Raw genomic sequence first — 15506 nt, 5'->3', positions numbered from 1 at the left:
GCGGGCGCGGCGGCGGCGCCGGGCCGCGGGTGGCGTTCCGTCTGACTAGCAACAAGGCCAGACCGGGGCAAGCAGGGCGCGCTCAGTTGCCTGTCGCGGGGGCCGGGTCCGAGGTCGCAGGAACCGTGGCAGGATCGGGGGCCGGGTTCAGCGCAGGCGACGGTTGCACGGGCGCGCTTTGAGTTGAACCGCCCTGCGTGGTTGTGTCGGACGAGCCGCTGCCATTCGACTGACCGGCATCAAGCTGCGCGCCGTCCCCGATCGCGTTGTCGATGGCGGAAATGGCGGCGTCGGTGATGTCGATCACCGCGACTGACAAGAACAGGCTGCGCCGGTCAAGAATCGCCACCGCGCCACGGCTGAGCATCAGACGACCCAACTCCGGGCGCGCCGCGTTGAAGAACGCCTCGCGGCCCTTGGTCACGATGTCCTGCAGCGCGCGCTCCTTGGCATCCTGCTGCTTGCGGATGTCCTGCACCTTGGCATCAAAGGCATCAGCCTCGACCCTGAAATCCTGCGGCGACATCTTTGGCCGCTTGGCGGTCAGGTCTTTCTCCTCGGCCGTCAGTTGCGCCTCGATCTGGCGGTTTTCGGCCGCAAGCGCCTCGGTCTGGGATTGGGCATCGGCCAGCACTCGCTTGCCGAACAGGCTTTGCGTGAACAACCTGTCAGGATCGATCGTCAGCAGACCGCCCTGCAGCAACGGTGGCTGCGCGGCGGTCCCCTGCGCCGGGGCGGCCACCGGCGCCAGCCCCAGCAGCGCCGCGGCCAGAAAGGCACGCAGGACGCGCATCAGAAGTTGGTCGAGACCGTCACGTCGAAGTTCTTGGTCTGGTCGTAGGTCTCGCTCGACAGGGCGCGGGTAAAGTTGAACCGCAAAGGCCCGACCGGCGTTTTCCAGAAGATCGACAGGCCAATCACCGTGCGCGGCGTGAAGTCGTTATAGAAGATCTTGGGATCGCTGGGCAAACCGGTATCCCAGACCGAGCCGTAATCGATGAACGCGCCGCCGGTCACACCATACTCGGTCGGCAGGCCGAGCGGAAACTCGGCTTCGAACGAGGCCACGGCATAATAGTTGCCGCCCAGTGCGTCGTTGGTTCCACCATCGATATAGCGCGGTCCGATACCGCCCGGCTTGAACCCGCGCAGGTAGTTGCTGCCGAGGAAGTAACGGTCGGTGATCCGGCTGGAACCTTGCGTATAGCTCAACGCACCACCCTGCAGGCTGGCCCTGAGCGTGACTTCCTCGTTCAGAACCTTCGTTTCTGCCACGGCGCGGGCGGTGGTCGCGATGTACTGGACATCGCCAAAGCCGAATTCCTGCCCGAACTGCAGCAGCACACCGGCATTGGGGTTCAGGCCCGTGCGGCGCGTGTCGTAGCTGTAAGTATAGTCAACGCTATTGGTCCAGCGCCCGCCTGCCGTTTGGTCGGCGAGGATGTAGGGATCGGTTGTGCTGACGTTGCTGATTTCGGAGTAGTTCAGGTTATAGCCCAGCTTCAGCCGCGAATTGTCACCCAGCGGGAAGCTGAGGCTTGGCGCGAAGGTGAACGACTGGGTGTCATAAAGCGCGTTCTGGTTGGTCGTGGTCTTGTAGGACAGGTTCAGACCCAGAGCGAGGTCGCGGCCCAGCAGGTTCGGTTCGGTAAAGTTGAAGCCGAAGTTGCGGTTGGACTTCGCCGTCGAGATCGAGAACGAGAGCTGCTGCCCGCGTCCAAGGAAGTTCGATTCGCGGAAACTGGCCACCAATCCGAGGCCCGCATCGGTCGAGTAGTTTGCACCAAACGACAGCGAACCCGTGGGCTGTTCGGTCACGTTCACGTCGACGATGACCTGGTCGGGCGCGGTGCCCTGACGGGCCTGCACGTCGGCGTTCGCGAAGTATCCCAGCGCACGGATGCGCGCAGCCGCTTCACGGATGGCGCGCGGGTTGAAGGGGTCGCCTTCGGCGGCAGTGAACTGGTTGCGGATCACGCGGTCCAGCGTGGTGGTGTTACCGGAAATGTCGATCCGTTCGATGAAAACGCGCTCGCCGCGGCTGATCTGGTACGTCAGGCCCAGCGTCAGGTTGCGGTCATCGCGCGTGATCTTGGGCTCGATCTTGATGAAGTTGAGGCCCTTCTGCACCGCCAGCCGCTCCATCCGCGTGATGTCGGCATCAATCAGCGTGGGCGAATAGGTGACGCCGCGATGCAGCCGGATCGCCGACTGGAATTCCGCGAGGTTCACATCGGGAAGGTCGGAGGCCACGGTGACATCACCGAAGGTGAATTTCTGACCCTCGACCACGTTGTAGGTGATCAGGTAGGCATCGCGCGCTTCGGTCAGGCGCACGTCAACGCTTTGCACGACGAAATCGGGATAGCCGCGCGAGTGGTAGAAATCTGTCAGCAGCGTGCGGTCCATCGCAACCCGGTCGGCACTGTAATTGTCCTTCTGGATCAGCGCGTGCAGGATGCCCGACTGCTTGGTGTCCAACACCATCCGCAGCCGGCGGTCCGAGAAGTCCTGGTTGCCGACAAAACCGATGCTTTGCACCTCGGTCACGCCGCCCTCGAACACCTCGAAGACAAGGTCAACGCGGTTGTCGGACAGGCGGATGATGCGCGGCGTGACGCTGGCGTTCACCCTGCCCTTGTCGGCATAGGCCTGCGCCATGGCAGCGGCATCGGCCTCGGCCTGTGACGGATTGTAGATATGGCGTGGCTGCGACTGCACGAGCTTCAGAAGGTCCGCATCCTTGAGCTTGTTGTTGCCTTCGATGTTGATGCGATTGATCACGGGATATTCCACCACGCGGATCACAAGTGTCGATCCGTTGGGCACGGCATCGACCGATTCGAAGAAACCCGACTCCCGGATTCGCTGCACAGCGTCGTTCACATCGCCGGCCGAAACGGCCTGTCCAAGCGGCAGCGCGGCAAGTGTCACGATGCTTGCAGACTCGATTTGGGTGTTGCCCTGCACCGCGATGGACGAGAAGACGAAGGATTGCGCGTAGGCCGCAGTTGCGCCCAGCAGCGTCACCGCAAGTACCAGCGCCGCTAGCCCCCGAGACACAAAGGATACGACGTATGCGGCTATGCCGCCCGAGATATTGCGCATCGATACCGCCTAGTCAGACACCCCAAGGTGTCATTGGAGTAGCGGGAATGCAGGGTCTTGTCAAAAACAAGAACGCCCCGAAGGGCGTTCCAAATCCGTTGTGTCACTGCATCGCCGCTGACCCGGCGCAAGCCTGTGGATTGATCTGTGGACAGGTCTGTGGAGCGTTCAGTGCACACCGATATGGGATGCCACCCATAGCGACATGAGGATCACCACCACCGCGACAAGACGGTCACGGTTGATGTCGATCAGGAAGGACAGTCCGCGATAGCTGGAGGTCAGGGTCTGCATGATCGGAATCCATTGGCAAAAAACGTTACAGGCCCAGAAATGGCGACCAAATATGGCAAGATCGCGGCAAATGACTGGCCAAAGCGCGACGTTCAGGGCTGCTCCGGACTGCACCCGTTCCCCATCGGCTGATCCGTGCTCAGTGGCAGAGGAACAGGTCGTTGGCTACGGCAAAGGCCATCAGGGCCAGGATCAACGACAGGCCGGCGGCCATCAGCACCTGCAGGGTGCGCCCGCCCGGCGCGCGGCCGGTTATGGCTTCCCAGCCGATAAACACCAGGTGGCCGCCATCAAGAACAGGAATCGGGAACAGGTTGAGAAGCCCGACTGCCGCCGAAAGGACTGCGACGAACCAGATGAAACTGGCTGCACCCTGTGCCGCCATCGCACCACTGGTCTGGGCGATGCCGATCGGCCCCGAGATGTTGCACGACGAGATCGCGCCGGACATCATGTGAACGAACCCCGACAAGGATGACGTCAGGATGAACCACAGTTGGCTGACCGCCATCTGCACAGCTTGCAACGGCCCGACGGCCATCGTCACCGGCTCGAAGAACAATCCGCCGGTCACGCCAATCAGCCACCGCGTCTCGAAGGCGCCGCCGGCCTTGGGCAGGTCCACCCGGCGCGGGCTGAGCGTGACCGTCCGCGTCTGACCGTTGTTCCAGATGTCCAGAAGCAGCGGCTTGCCACCCGAAGCAGACACGTTGGACACGATCTGCGAGAAGGCAAAGATCGGCTTGCCGTCGATCGCGGTAATGACATCGCCCGGTTTCAGACCGGCATCGTTTGCTGCAGAGGTCGGGCTGACGCCGATAATCGCCGGCGGATAAGGATAGGGCCCCTGCACCACCGTCTCGGCCCCGTTGCGGCGCACGGTATAGTCCAGCACCGGTTCGACCGGCAGGCGCTCGAGATAACCATCGAAATCGGCCGAGGCCGGCGTGGCCTGTCCCGCGATCGCCAGAATCTGGTCACCCGGCTGCAATTGCTGCACATAGCCCGGCGGCAGCGGATCGGCCTTCGACATCGTCAGCGGGTCTGCCGTCTGGCCATGCAGCATCGCAACGCTGGCAAAAATGCCGATCGACAGGATGAAGTTGAAGACGGGCCCGGCCGCGACAGTGGCCGCACGGGCCCAAAGTGGCGCGCCAAGCATCGTCTGGCGCTGTTCAGAGGCAGCCACCGGCGTGCTGCCGACACTGGCGGCGTTGCTGTCGCCGTGGAACTTCACATAGCCGCCCAGCGGCAGAAGGGCGAGTTGCCAGCGCGTACCGCGCCGGTCTACCCGGCTATAGACGACCGGTCCGAAACCCAGCGAGAAGACATCGGCCTTGATGCCTGACCACCGGGCGACGATGTAATGTCCGTATTCATGGACCGCGACGATGATCGACAGTGCCACAAGAAAGGCCGCCAGGGTGAACAGGGTACTCCCGAATTCAGGCAGGATCTGGGTCATGCGCTCTCATTCCATTGGGCGATCGCTTCGTCGGCCCTGACTCGGGCCAGTCGATCTGTGTGCAGAACGGTATCTAGGGACATTGCGACATTTTGCAGCCCGTCTTGGGAAGACATCTTGTCCAAAACTTCCGTGACCACGCGGCTCATGTCCAGAAATCCGATATGTCCGGCGATGAAGGCATCCAGTGCGCGTTCCTTGGCGCCGTTGAAGGCGGCCCCCGTCAGTCCGCCCTGCTCCATGACCCGCCGCGCAAGGCCCAGCGCGGGATAGCGGTCAAGATCCGGCGCGCGGAATGTCATCTGACCGATCTGCGCCAGATCCAGCCGCGCGACCGGCAGGTGCCGCCGTTCGGGCCAGTGCAGCGCGTAGCCGATCGCGTGGCGCATATCGGGTGGGCCAACATGCGCCATTAGCGCCCCGTCGTTGAAACCGACAAGCGCGTGAATCAGGCTTTCGGGGTGAATCACCGCCTCGATCCGGTCGGGGGCGACGCCGAAGAATTCATGCGCCTCGATCAGTTCCAGCGCCTTGTTGAACATCGATGCGCTGTCGATCGTGATACGCTGGCCCATCGCCCAGTTGGGGTGCTGGCTGGCCTCGGCCAGCGTCGCGGTCGCGAGCCTTTCCAACGGCCAGTCGCGGAAGGCGCCGCCCGAGGCGGTGATGATAATCCGCTCGACCGCCGCCATATCCTCGCCCACAAGCGCCTGAAATACCGCCGAATGTTCGCTGTCGACCGGCAGGATCGTGGCGCCATGCGCGCGTGCCGTACCCAGAACCAGCGCGCCGGCCGTCACCAGCGATTCCTTGTTGGCCAGCGCCAGCGACGTTCCCTGTTTCAGCGCCTCGATCCCCGGCACCAGCCCGGCCGCGCCGACAATGGCCGACATGACCCAGTCCGCGGGCTCTGTTGCCGCCTCTGCCACCGCCGCAGCCCCCGCGGCCACCGCAATACCGGTGCCGGCAAGCCGCTCTTTCAAGGCGCTATAGGCGTCGTCATGACAGGTGACGGCCCGGCGTGCCCGCAAGCGGACCGCATCTGCCGCCAGTTGATCGAGGTTGCGCCCGCCGGTCAGTGCGACGACTTCGTAATCGTCAGGCGCGCGCGCGATCAGGTCCAGCGTGTTCTGTCCGATCGATCCGGTCGCGCCAAGAACGCTGACCCTTTTCACGGTGCAACCCCCAGTCCGACCGAGGCCAACCGCACCACGAAAACGAAAAGTGCCGCGCCCAGCAGCGCGTCGAGACGGTCGAGAACGCCGCCATGGCCGGGGATCAGGGACGAGCTGTCCTTGACCCCCGCCGCACGTTTCAGGGCGCTTTCGGCGATGTCCCCGATCTGGCCGGCAAAGGCTGTCAGCATCGACAACGGGATCAGCAGCGGTCTTGCGCCGGCATAGGCCACGAAGATACCGCCAACGAAGGCGGCCCCCAGCCAACCGGCCACGGTGCCGCTCCAGGTCTTTTTCGGGCTGATGCGCGGCCAGAACTTTGGCCCACCCAGCATCCGCCCGGCAAAATAGCCGGCGATGTCGGAGGCCATGACGACAAGAATGATCCAGAGCACGCCCAGCACGCCGCCCGCCCGGAACAGCACCAGCGACCAGGCCGCCAGCATCATCGCCGCACCATAGACCGCCAGTGGCAGGCGCAGCCGGCTGGCCATCGCCGCGGCCACCAGCGGCACTGCGATCAAAAGCACCAGGCCATAGCCCGGTTCAAGTGCGGCGACCCCTACCTGCAGCCCGCCACCAAGGATCCCGAGGATCAGGGCGCGTCCGCCCGCGGCAGGATCGGCCAGACGCACCAACTCCCACACCATCGCGCCGGTCGCAGCCGCGACCAGAACGGCAAACGCCGTGCCACCTGCGATCACGCCCAGAAAGCCCAGCACCGCGATCAGCACGCCCGACACAACCCGTGTGCCAAGATCAGACCAGCGCTCGGTGGCTCCGGCCATGATCAGGCTTTCACGGCGCCAAAACGGCGGTCGCGCACGCCGTATTCGGCCAGCACGCGCGCGAATTCCGCGGCCGTGAAATCGGGCCAGAGGGTGTCGACGAAGATGTATTCGGCATAGGCCGACTGCCAGAGCAGGAAGTTGGAGATCCGCGCCTCGCCGCTGGTGCGGATCACAAGGTCCGGGTCGGGCAGCACATGGGTGTCGAGAAAGCGCGACAGCGTCTCGGCGTCGACATCCTTGTGGCTCAGCCGCCCTTTCTCGATCTCGAGGGCCAGCCGCTTGGCCGCGCGCGTGACCTCGTCGCGCCCGCCATAGTTCAGCGCGATGGTCAGATGCACCCGGTCATTCCCGGCCGTCAGCAGTTCCAGTTCGTCCATCAGCGTGACCAGCTTGTCATCAAGCCGGATGCGGTCGCCGATGAAACGGACCCGAACGCCGCGCTGGAAAAGATCGCGTGACTCGCGCTGGATGTAGCGACGAAAGAGGCTCATCAGCCCGGCAACCTCGGTCTGGGTCCGCTTCCAGTTCTCGGTCGAGAAGGCGAAGATCGTCAGATACTTCACCCCGAGGTCGGGGCAGGCCTCCACGATCTCTCGAACCCGCCGCGCCCCTGCGTGATGACCGAACAGCCGGGGCCGTCCGCGCATCTGTGCCCAGCGGCCGTTGCCGTCCATGATGATCGCCACGTGGCGCGGGCCGTTCTGGGTCTGGGGATCGGACAAGGGCAAGGGTGCTCCGGGCTGGGGCAGGTCAGACCTGCATGATCTCGGCCTGCTTGGTTTCCAGCGTCTGGTCGACGAGTTTGATGAAGCGGTCCGTCAGCTCCTGCACCTCGGCCTCCCAGAATTTCTGGTCATCCTCTGACAGGCCATCGGCCTTGGCCTTCTTGATCTGGTCCATGCCATCGCGGCGCAGGTTGCGGATCGCCACGCGGGCATGTTCGGCATAATTGCCCGCGACCTTGGTCAGCTCGCGCCGGCGTTCCTCGTTCAGCTCGGGGATCGGCAGCATGATGATCGGGCCATTGGTCTGCGGGTTGATGCCCAGCCCGCTTTCGCGGATGGCCTTTTCCACCTTGCCGATCATGCCCTTGTCCCAGACGTTGACAGTGACCATGCGCGGCTCGGGCACGTTGATGGTGCCCAGCTGGTTGATCGGCGTCATCTGGCCATAGGCGTCGACCATGATCGGCTCGAGCATCGAGGAAGATGCGCGGCCCGTCCGCAGGCTCGCCAGTTCGGTGCGAAGCGCGTGGATTGCGCCGTCCATCCGGCGCTCAAGATCGTCGGTATCAAGCTCGAATTCGTCTGCCATGTCTCTGCTTTCCCTCGCGGGGCCCGGTAGTTGCGGGGCCCTTGATGCGCCGAGCCCCTGATTTTGCCTGTCTATAGCCGCAAGGCGCCGGCCTTGTATACCCGCGCGTTATTGCGAGACTGTCGTATAGGTCCCCTTGCCGGCAAGAATGCCGCGGAAACCGCCCGGTTCGTCGAGCGAGAAGACGATGATTGGCAGGTGGTTGTCGCGGGCCAGCGCGATGGCGCTGGCATCCATCACGCCAAGATGCTTTTGCAGGACCTCGTCATAGCTGACCCGGTCATAGCGTTTGGCATCGGGGAATTTCTTGGGGTCCTTGTCGTAGACGCCATCCACCTTGGTGCCCTTGAAGATCGCCTCGCAACTCATCTCGTTGGCGCGCAGCGTGGCCGCGGTGTCGGTAGTGAAATAGGGGTTTCCGGTGCCCGCGGCGAAAATGCAGACCCGCTTCTTTTCAAGGTGGCGCACCGCGCGGCGCCGGATATAGGGCTCGCAGACCTGGTCCATCGGGATCGCACTGATCACGCGGGTGAAGACACCAAGCGCCTCTAGCGCCGATTGCATCGCGAGCGCATTCATCACCGTGGCCAGCATGCCCATGTAGTCGGCCGTCGTCCGTTCCATCCCTTGCGCGCTGCCCTGCAACCCGCGAAAGATGTTGCCGCCGCCGATCACCATGCAGATTTCGACACCCAGATCCTGCACCGATTTGACCTCGCGCGCGATGCGCTGAACGGTCGGCGGATGCAGGCCAAAGCCCAGATCGCCCATCAGCGCCTCGCCCGAGATCTTCAGCATGACGCGTCGAAACTTGGGTTTGTCGGTGTCGTTCATGGCTGTCCCCCGGGGTTGTGGCGGTGTCCTCGGCGGACGCCTTTCGTTGCGGCGCAAAATGTCCCAAAAGGGCGGCAGGTGCAATGGAGAGGGCGGGCCAAATGCAGGCTTCTCGCGCATGATCGATCTGGCGGGCGTACCTGCCGACCGCCCGGTGTTGATCGCGGGGCCAACAGGTTCGGGCAAATCCGCGCTGGCTCTGCAGATCGCCGAGCGGCAGGGCGGGACCGTTATCAACGCCGATGCGCTGCAGGTTTTTGCACTTTGGCGCGTGCTGACCGCGCGCCCGACACCCGAGGACGAGGCGCGCGCGCCGCATGCTCTTTATGGCCACGTGACGGACAACAACTATTCCACGGGCCAGTGGTTGCGTGACGTGGTGCCACTTTTGTCCGGGCCGTCCCGCCCGATCATCGTGGGGGGCACCGGGCTCTACTTTTCTGCGCTGACCGAGGGGTTGGCCGCGATCCCCGCGACCCCACCCGACATTCGCGCAACCGCAGATGCATTGACGCTGGAGGCGCTTCTTGCCGGTCTCGACCCTGAAAGCGCCGCGATACTTGATCAGCGCAATCGCGCGCGGGTGCAACGGGCGTGGGAGGTGTTGCAAGCCACGGGGCGCGGCATTGCCGCGTGGCATGCAGAAACGCCGGCGCCGGTCTTGCCGCCGGAAACTGCCACCCGCCTGCTGGTTGATGCCCCGCCGGCAGTGCTGACACCCCGGTTGGCGCAGCGGTTTGCGGCAATGCTGGCCAATGGTGCGCTGGACGAGGTGCGTGCTGTGCTGCCGGACTGGAACCCTGCCCTGCCCGCTCATCGCGCCATCGGTGCGCCTGAACTGGTCGCTCATCTGCGCGGTGAGATCACCTTGTCCGAAGCGGAAGAGGCCGCCGTGGTGGCCACCCGGCGCTATGCCAAACGTCAGCGGACATGGTTCCGAGCGCGGATGCGCGACTGGCGGGTTATCCCGGCTTTGTCCACAGGCTAGCCCACAGTTGTTTCCATTTTCGCGATGATTTTTCGTTGATCGACAGCGACAGCACGGTCATGCTTTCACTATTCGAACATATGGGTGCATTGATGAACATTCCGACCGAAATCAACCGCGGGCACCTGGCATTGTTTCCAATTGCGCATAATCCACAGGCCGGTCGCTGGCGGACCGAGGCGATGCGCAGCCATGCGGTGCCGCGCCTGATGTTCGTGGCCAAGGGTCAGGGCCGGATCACTGTTGCGGGACTGACCAGCGGCTATACCGCCAACAACATGATCTTCATCCCTGCCGGCACGATGTACGGCTTTGAGGTTGGGCCAACGGTGTTCGGCCAGATGTTGCAGATCCCCGCCGCGATGGCCGCCGACTGGCCCGAAGAGCATGTTCACCTGCGGTTGCGCGACGTGGCCGCGCAGAAAGAACTGGCCGGTCTTTTCGACAATCTCGAGCGCGAGCTGAAATCTGACCGCGCCGGGCACAACCGTGCGGCGCTCTACCAGCTTGGCCTGCTGTCTGTATTCTTCGAGCGCCAGCAGTCCGCGCACGCCACCGACCCTGTCGCGCTGCGCACCACCAGCGCCGCGGCGCGGCTGGTCGCGGCCTATTCCGACCTGATCGAACGCGACTTTCGCACCCGCACCGGCGTGGCCGGCTATGCCGCTGCATTGGGGGTTACGCCGACCCACTTGACCCGGTGCTGCAAGCTGACCTGCGGGCGTTCGGCGCTACAGCTTCTCAACGATCGGGTGCTGTACGAGGCGCGGATGCTGCTGCGCGACACGCGCACACCGGTGCAGCAGATTGCATGCGATCTGGGATTTGCCTCGGCTGCTTACTTTACGCGCAGCTTTCAGGCCGAAACCGGCCTGACGCCCACGCGCTTCCGCCGTCAAGGGCCAGTGGGCAACATACACTGACTACGCGAACACTTTTCCGTCAGCGACATTCAAATGTCGCGATCAGAACATGTCCAAAGTCGGCATTCGCACATGAAATGCCGAAACCTGTCATTGACTCCCCGGTCCAAAACGGTTCGGATTGGGGTCGAGAGAGGTAGGGAGCCCTAGCGGACGGGGACCGCGCTTGCGGCCCGGCCTGCATCGTGCCACCCTCCGATCCAAGAAAAGAAATGGGTTACAGGGAGACTATAATGACTCAAGAGATCACGACGGGAAAGCCGATCCACCCCGCCGCGCTGATGTATGCCGAGGAAGAAAAGGCGGGCAAGCTTAGCCGCCGGGAGTTCCTGACGCGTGCAACCGCGCTGGGTGTGACGGCGAGTGCCGCTTATGGCCTGCTGGGCCTTGAGGCCCCCGCGCAAGCCGATACCGAAGGCGCCACCCAAGGCGGCGTCATGCGCATCGAGCAATCCGTGCTCGCGCTTAAAGATCCGCGCACCTATGACTGGTCGCAGCTTGGCAACGTCAGCCGCGGCTGGCTGGAATACCTTGTTGAATACAACCGCGACGGTTCGTTCCGCGGCATCCTGCTGGAAAGCTGGGACGCCAACGATGATGCGACCGAGTTCACGCTGCATGTCCGTCAGGGCGTGAAGTGGAACAACGGCGAAGACTTCACCGCCGATCACGTGGTTTGGATTCTCAACTACTGGTGCGACAAGGGTGTCGAGGGCAACTCGATGGCCGGTCGCATGGCCAGCCTGATCGACGACGCCACCGGCAAGGCCAAGGATGGCGCGATCACCAAGATCGACGATCACACCGTGAAACTGTCGCTGAACGGTCCGGACATCTCGATCATCCCCGGCATGGCCGACTATCCGGCCGCCGTTGTCCACCCCAGCTTTGACGCCGCCAAGATGCAGGACGAGCAGATCGGCACCGGTGCCTACCTGCTGGACAGCTTCGAAGTGGGCGTGAAGGCGGTTCTGAAGAAGAACCCCAACCACACCTGGTGGGGCAATTCGGTGGATGGCTATCACGGCGCCTATCTGGACGAGATCCAGTTCATCGACTACGGCACCGACCCGGCGTCGTGGATCGCAGCGATCGAATCTGACGAAATCGACATGCTGTATGAAAACACCGGCGACTTCATCCAGTTGGCCGAAGCGGCAGGCTGGCCCACCTCCGAGGTGGTCACCGGTGCAACGATCGTGCTGCGTTTCAACCAGGCCGCCGAAGTCAACGGCGTGGTGCCCTACAAGGACGTCCGCGTCCGTCAGGCGCTGAGCCAGGCCGTGGACAACAAGACCGTGCTGGAACTTGGCTATAACGGCCTCGGTACGGTGGCGAACAACTTCCACGTAGCCCCGGTCCACCCCGAGTACTACGACATTGGGCCCTACAAGTACGATCCGTCGGGTTCGGTCGCGCTGCTTGAAGCCGCCAACATGGCCGATTTCGAGCATGAGCTGATCACGCTTGACGACGGGTTCGACAAGAACTCGGGTGATGCCGCGGCTGCGATGATGCGCGATGCGGGCATCAAGCTGAAGCGGACGGTTCTGCCGGGCTCGACCTTCTGGAACGACTGGACCAAGTACCCGCTGTCAATCACCGAGTGGAACCACCGTCCGCTGGGCGTGCAGGTGCTGGCGCTGGCCTATGTCTCGGGGCAGGCCTGGAACGAAACCGCGTTTTCCAACGCGGATTTCGACACCAAGCTGAGCCTTGCGATGTCCATCGCTGATGCCGACAAGCGCAAGGAAGTGATGAAGGACGTGGAAACGATCCTGCGTGACAACGCTGTCATCATCCAGCCCTACTGGCGGTCGCTCTATCGCAACTACCGCCCGACCGTGGTGGGTGCCGAAATGCACCCGTCGTTCGAGATCCACGTCTACAAGCTGGGCTTCAAGGCCTGATAGCGGCCTTGAGTCAGGTGGGCCGCCCGTGACTGCGGGCGGCCCATCGCGCTCCAGCGCGACTGGCATCATCCTCGGGCCACCACGGCCCGCGACAATCGGCAGGCCGTCGCCGGCGGCCTGATACGAACGGACAGGGGCCAACCCTGCCGTATGACTGACGGGGGCCAACATGGGACTGTTCATCCTTCGCCGTCTGGGCGTTATGCTGCTGACGGCGCTGTGCCTGACTTTCATCGTCTTCTTCCTCACCAATCTCGGGCCCAACCTCGAGAAACTGGCCAAGACCGAAGCCAGCGTGCGGATGTCCGACGATGCGGTCACGACATGGCTTGCCAACCGTGGCTATGCGCAGCCAATGCTGGTGAAATACGGCGAATGGCTGGGCGTTCTTCCAGGCTACGTCATCGAGGGCACCGACGGTGTGACCCGGGGCCTATGCATTCATCCCGACCAGAAACCTGAGGATGCGCACAAATTCTGCGGTGTGCTGCAGGGTGACTGGGGGCAATCAAGCGTCTTCAAGGACAGCGTTCTGTCGATCGTGGGCACCCGGCTGGGGCTGACCGGCAAGCTGATGTTATGGGTGCTGATCGTCATGGTGCCAACGGCGTTGGTCGTCGGTGTTCTTGCAGGCATGAACGAGGGGTCGCGCACCGACAGGGTATTATCGACCTTATCGATTACAACGACAGCCACACCTGAATACGTCTCGGGCGTCGTCTTCATCGCCGTCTTCGCCTCTGCGGCAATGGGGCTCCGATGGTTCAACGGCTCCGCCACCAGCGCGATGGCACACGCGACATTCGTGAACTTCACCCTACCGGTGCTGACGATCGCGATGTACGGCATGGGCTATATCGCCCGGATGACCCGCGCGAGCATGACCGAGGTCATGACGGCGCAGTACATCCGCACTGCGCGCCTCAAGGGTGTGTCGTTCCGCAACATCGTTCTCAAGCACGCACTGCGCAACGCTCTGATCGCGCCGTTCACTGTCATCATGCTGCAGTTCCCGTGGCTCCTGAACGGCGTCGTCATCACCGAGACCCTTTTCAACTACAAGGGGTTCGGCTGGACGCTCGTGACGGCCGCCAGCAACAACGACATCCAGTTGCTGATGGGCGTCTCGGTCGTGTCGGTCTTCGTCGTGCTTTTCACGCAGTTGATTTCGGATATCGGCTACGTGTTCCTCAATCCTCGCATCCGCATTTCCTGACGGGAGACAGACCATGGAGCCTCTCAGCTGGACCGGACCGATCGGTACCTATCTCGACCCCGCCCTGGAGATCGTTGCCCTGCTCTTTGTGGCGGCGGTGGTCGTGCAGACGGTGTTGTCTTACTTCGCCCCTGCCCTCACCCTGCAATCGAACCCCGACGGCACGCTGATGGCGCGCGGCGGCGCACTTGGCCTTTTTGAAAAACTGGTCAAGTGGCTGTTCCTGGCGCTCATCGTAATCGTGCTGGCCTTCCTTGTGCTGGGCGTGTTCCTGCCGGTTGGCGACGTCGGCATCATCGGCGCGATGTCCAAGCAGTTTACCCCTGTCTGGATATCGCTGATCGCGACCTTCGCGGTCTCGATCTACTACAAGCGGCGGCTGGGCCTGTACGGCAAGCTGTTCGACTCGATGATCGGGATGATCGGCTTCGGCATCGTGATGTTCTGGGTTTTCACCGCGGTCTACACGGGTGTCTTTCACCTGATCGCCACCCTTGATCCGCTAAGCCAAGTTGCGGCGCTGAAGAACAAGCCGCCGGGGATGCCCGTGCCGGAGAGCAATGACAGCTATGGCTGGTACCTGCTGGGCGGCGACAACCTTGCGCGCGATGTCTTCAGCCGGATGGTGGAAGGGTCGTGGATCGTGGTGCAGATCGCGCCTCTGGCGACGCTGTTTGCCTTCATGGTCGGCATCACTCTGGGCCTGCCCGCCGGCTATTACGGTGGCCGGCTGGACACGGCGCTGTCGTTCCTTGCCAACCTCATCCTCGCCTTCCCGGTGATCCTGCTGTTCTACCTGCTGGTGACGCCGGAAATCGTGTCGACGGGCATCCCGAGCTTCATGGGGATGTTCCTGTTCATCTTCCCGCTGATCTTCACGCTGGTCCTGCTGAACTCGCGCTATCACACCCAGCCGGCCAAGCGCACGCCGATCCTTGTGATCGTGCTTGGCCTGATGGGCTGGGTCTACCTGTCGATGATTTCGCAGGAAGGCACGGTGGTGCATTTCCTGCCTGCGGGGGTGGACCTGTTCGACGTGCCTTCGGGGATCCTCGTGGTGTTCGTCTCGGTGGTGTTCGTCAACTCGCCCACGGTGTTCCGCATCGTGCGCGGCCTGACGCTGGACCTGCGCACGCGCGACTATGTCGCGGCTGCGCAAACCCGTGGTGAGGGCCCGTGGTACATCATGCTGTGGGAGATCCTGCCCAACGCGCGCGGGCCGCTGATCGTCGATTTCTGCCTGCGCATCGGCTATACGACGATCCTGCTGGGGACCTTGGGCTTCTTCGGGCTGGGCCTGCCGCCCGAAAGTCCCGACTGGGGCTCCACGATCAACGACGGGCGCAAGCTCTTGTCGATTTATCCTCATCCCGCGCTGGCGCCCGCGCTGGCATTGCTGAGCCTCGTTCTGGGGCTCAACCTGCTGGCCGACGGCCTGCGTGAAGAAAGCCTGAAGGACTGACATGACGGGTCGCGGGGGCCAGC

The 15506-nt window shown here is 63.2% G+C and carries 14 protein-coding genes; 5 read left to right on the top strand and 9 right to left on the bottom strand.

Annotated elements, in window-relative coordinates; all coding sequences use genetic code 11:
- Positions 1-82 precede the first annotated feature (82 nt).
- The 9 genes from GC146_RS12480 to pyrH form a co-directional block, all read right to left on the bottom strand.
- On the bottom strand, positions 83-793 hold the full coding sequence (locus GC146_RS12480; protein ID WP_291839005.1) for an OmpH family outer membrane protein: 711 nt from the start codon (positions 791-793) through the stop codon (positions 83-85).
- Positions 793-3108: an outer membrane protein assembly factor BamA gene (gene bamA, locus GC146_RS12475; RefSeq protein WP_291839003.1), complete on the bottom strand. Its 2316-nt coding sequence runs from the start codon at positions 3106-3108 to the stop codon at positions 793-795. Before bamA ends, GC146_RS12480 begins: the two co-directional genes overlap by 1 nt.
- Positions 3109-3276: 168 nt before the next feature.
- Entirely contained in the window at positions 3277-3402 is a 126-nt protein-coding gene (locus tag GC146_RS12470) for a hypothetical protein (protein ID WP_291839001.1), read from the bottom strand.
- A 139-nt stretch (positions 3403-3541) separates the two neighbouring features.
- Positions 3542-4867, bottom strand: coding sequence for an RIP metalloprotease RseP (gene rseP, locus GC146_RS12465; RefSeq protein WP_291838998.1), 1326 nt, complete (start codon positions 4865-4867; stop codon positions 3542-3544).
- The gene (gene dxr, locus GC146_RS12460) at positions 4864-6042 is read right to left on the bottom strand and encodes a 1-deoxy-D-xylulose-5-phosphate reductoisomerase (protein WP_291838996.1); all 1179 of its coding nucleotides are present in this window, start codon (positions 6040-6042) and stop codon (positions 4864-4866) included. Before dxr ends, rseP begins: the two co-directional genes overlap by 4 nt.
- The gene (locus tag GC146_RS12455) at positions 6039-6830 is read right to left on the bottom strand and encodes a phosphatidate cytidylyltransferase (RefSeq protein WP_291838993.1); all 792 of its coding nucleotides are present in this window, start codon (positions 6828-6830) and stop codon (positions 6039-6041) included. The genes dxr and GC146_RS12455 overlap by 4 nt, the downstream gene beginning before the upstream one ends.
- Before the next feature lie 2 nt (positions 6831-6832).
- A complete protein-coding gene (uppS, locus tag GC146_RS12450) occupies positions 6833-7555 on the bottom strand; it encodes a polyprenyl diphosphate synthase (RefSeq protein ID WP_291838991.1) in 723 nt (240 codons plus the stop codon).
- A 28-nt stretch (positions 7556-7583) separates the two neighbouring features.
- Entirely contained in the window at positions 7584-8147 is a 564-nt protein-coding gene (gene frr, locus GC146_RS12445) for a ribosome recycling factor (RefSeq protein WP_291838988.1), read from the bottom strand.
- A gap of 108 nt (positions 8148-8255) precedes the next feature.
- Entirely contained in the window at positions 8256-8981 is a 726-nt protein-coding gene (gene pyrH / locus GC146_RS12440) for a UMP kinase (RefSeq protein ID WP_291838986.1), read from the bottom strand.
- 118 nt (positions 8982-9099) lie between these two features.
- On the opposite strand from pyrH, the gene miaA reads away from it, so the two are divergent.
- The 5 genes from miaA to GC146_RS12415 all read left to right on the top strand — a co-directional run bounded on the left by miaA (position 9100) and on the right by GC146_RS12415 (position 15483).
- Positions 9100-9969, top strand: a complete 870-nt coding sequence (gene miaA / locus GC146_RS12435) for a tRNA (adenosine(37)-N6)-dimethylallyltransferase MiaA (RefSeq protein ID WP_291838983.1) — start codon at positions 9100-9102, stop codon at positions 9967-9969.
- 92 nt (positions 9970-10061) lie between these two features.
- Complete coding sequence (locus GC146_RS12430) at positions 10062-10892, top strand: AraC family transcriptional regulator (RefSeq protein ID WP_291838980.1); 831 nt, start codon at positions 10062-10064, stop codon at positions 10890-10892.
- A 233-nt stretch (positions 10893-11125) separates the two neighbouring features.
- The gene (locus GC146_RS12425) at positions 11126-12802 is read left to right on the top strand and encodes an ABC transporter substrate-binding protein (RefSeq protein ID WP_291838976.1); all 1677 of its coding nucleotides are present in this window, start codon (positions 11126-11128) and stop codon (positions 12800-12802) included.
- 172 nt (positions 12803-12974) lie between these two features.
- Positions 12975-14021: an ABC transporter permease gene (locus GC146_RS12420; protein ID WP_291838973.1), complete on the top strand. Its 1047-nt coding sequence runs from the start codon at positions 12975-12977 to the stop codon at positions 14019-14021.
- A gap of 13 nt (positions 14022-14034) precedes the next feature.
- Positions 14035-15483 (top strand): ABC transporter permease, encoded by a 1449-nt coding sequence (locus GC146_RS12415; RefSeq protein ID WP_291838968.1) that lies wholly within the window; start codon positions 14035-14037, stop codon positions 15481-15483.
- Positions 15484-15506 lie beyond the last annotated feature (23 nt).

This window comes from Limimaricola sp. (genome assembly GCF_016125575.1).
Lineage (GTDB): Bacteria > Pseudomonadota > Alphaproteobacteria > Rhodobacterales > Rhodobacteraceae > WGLM01.
The sequence above is the reverse complement of the archived record's forward strand: the minus strand, read 5'-3'. Positions and strand labels throughout refer to the sequence as shown.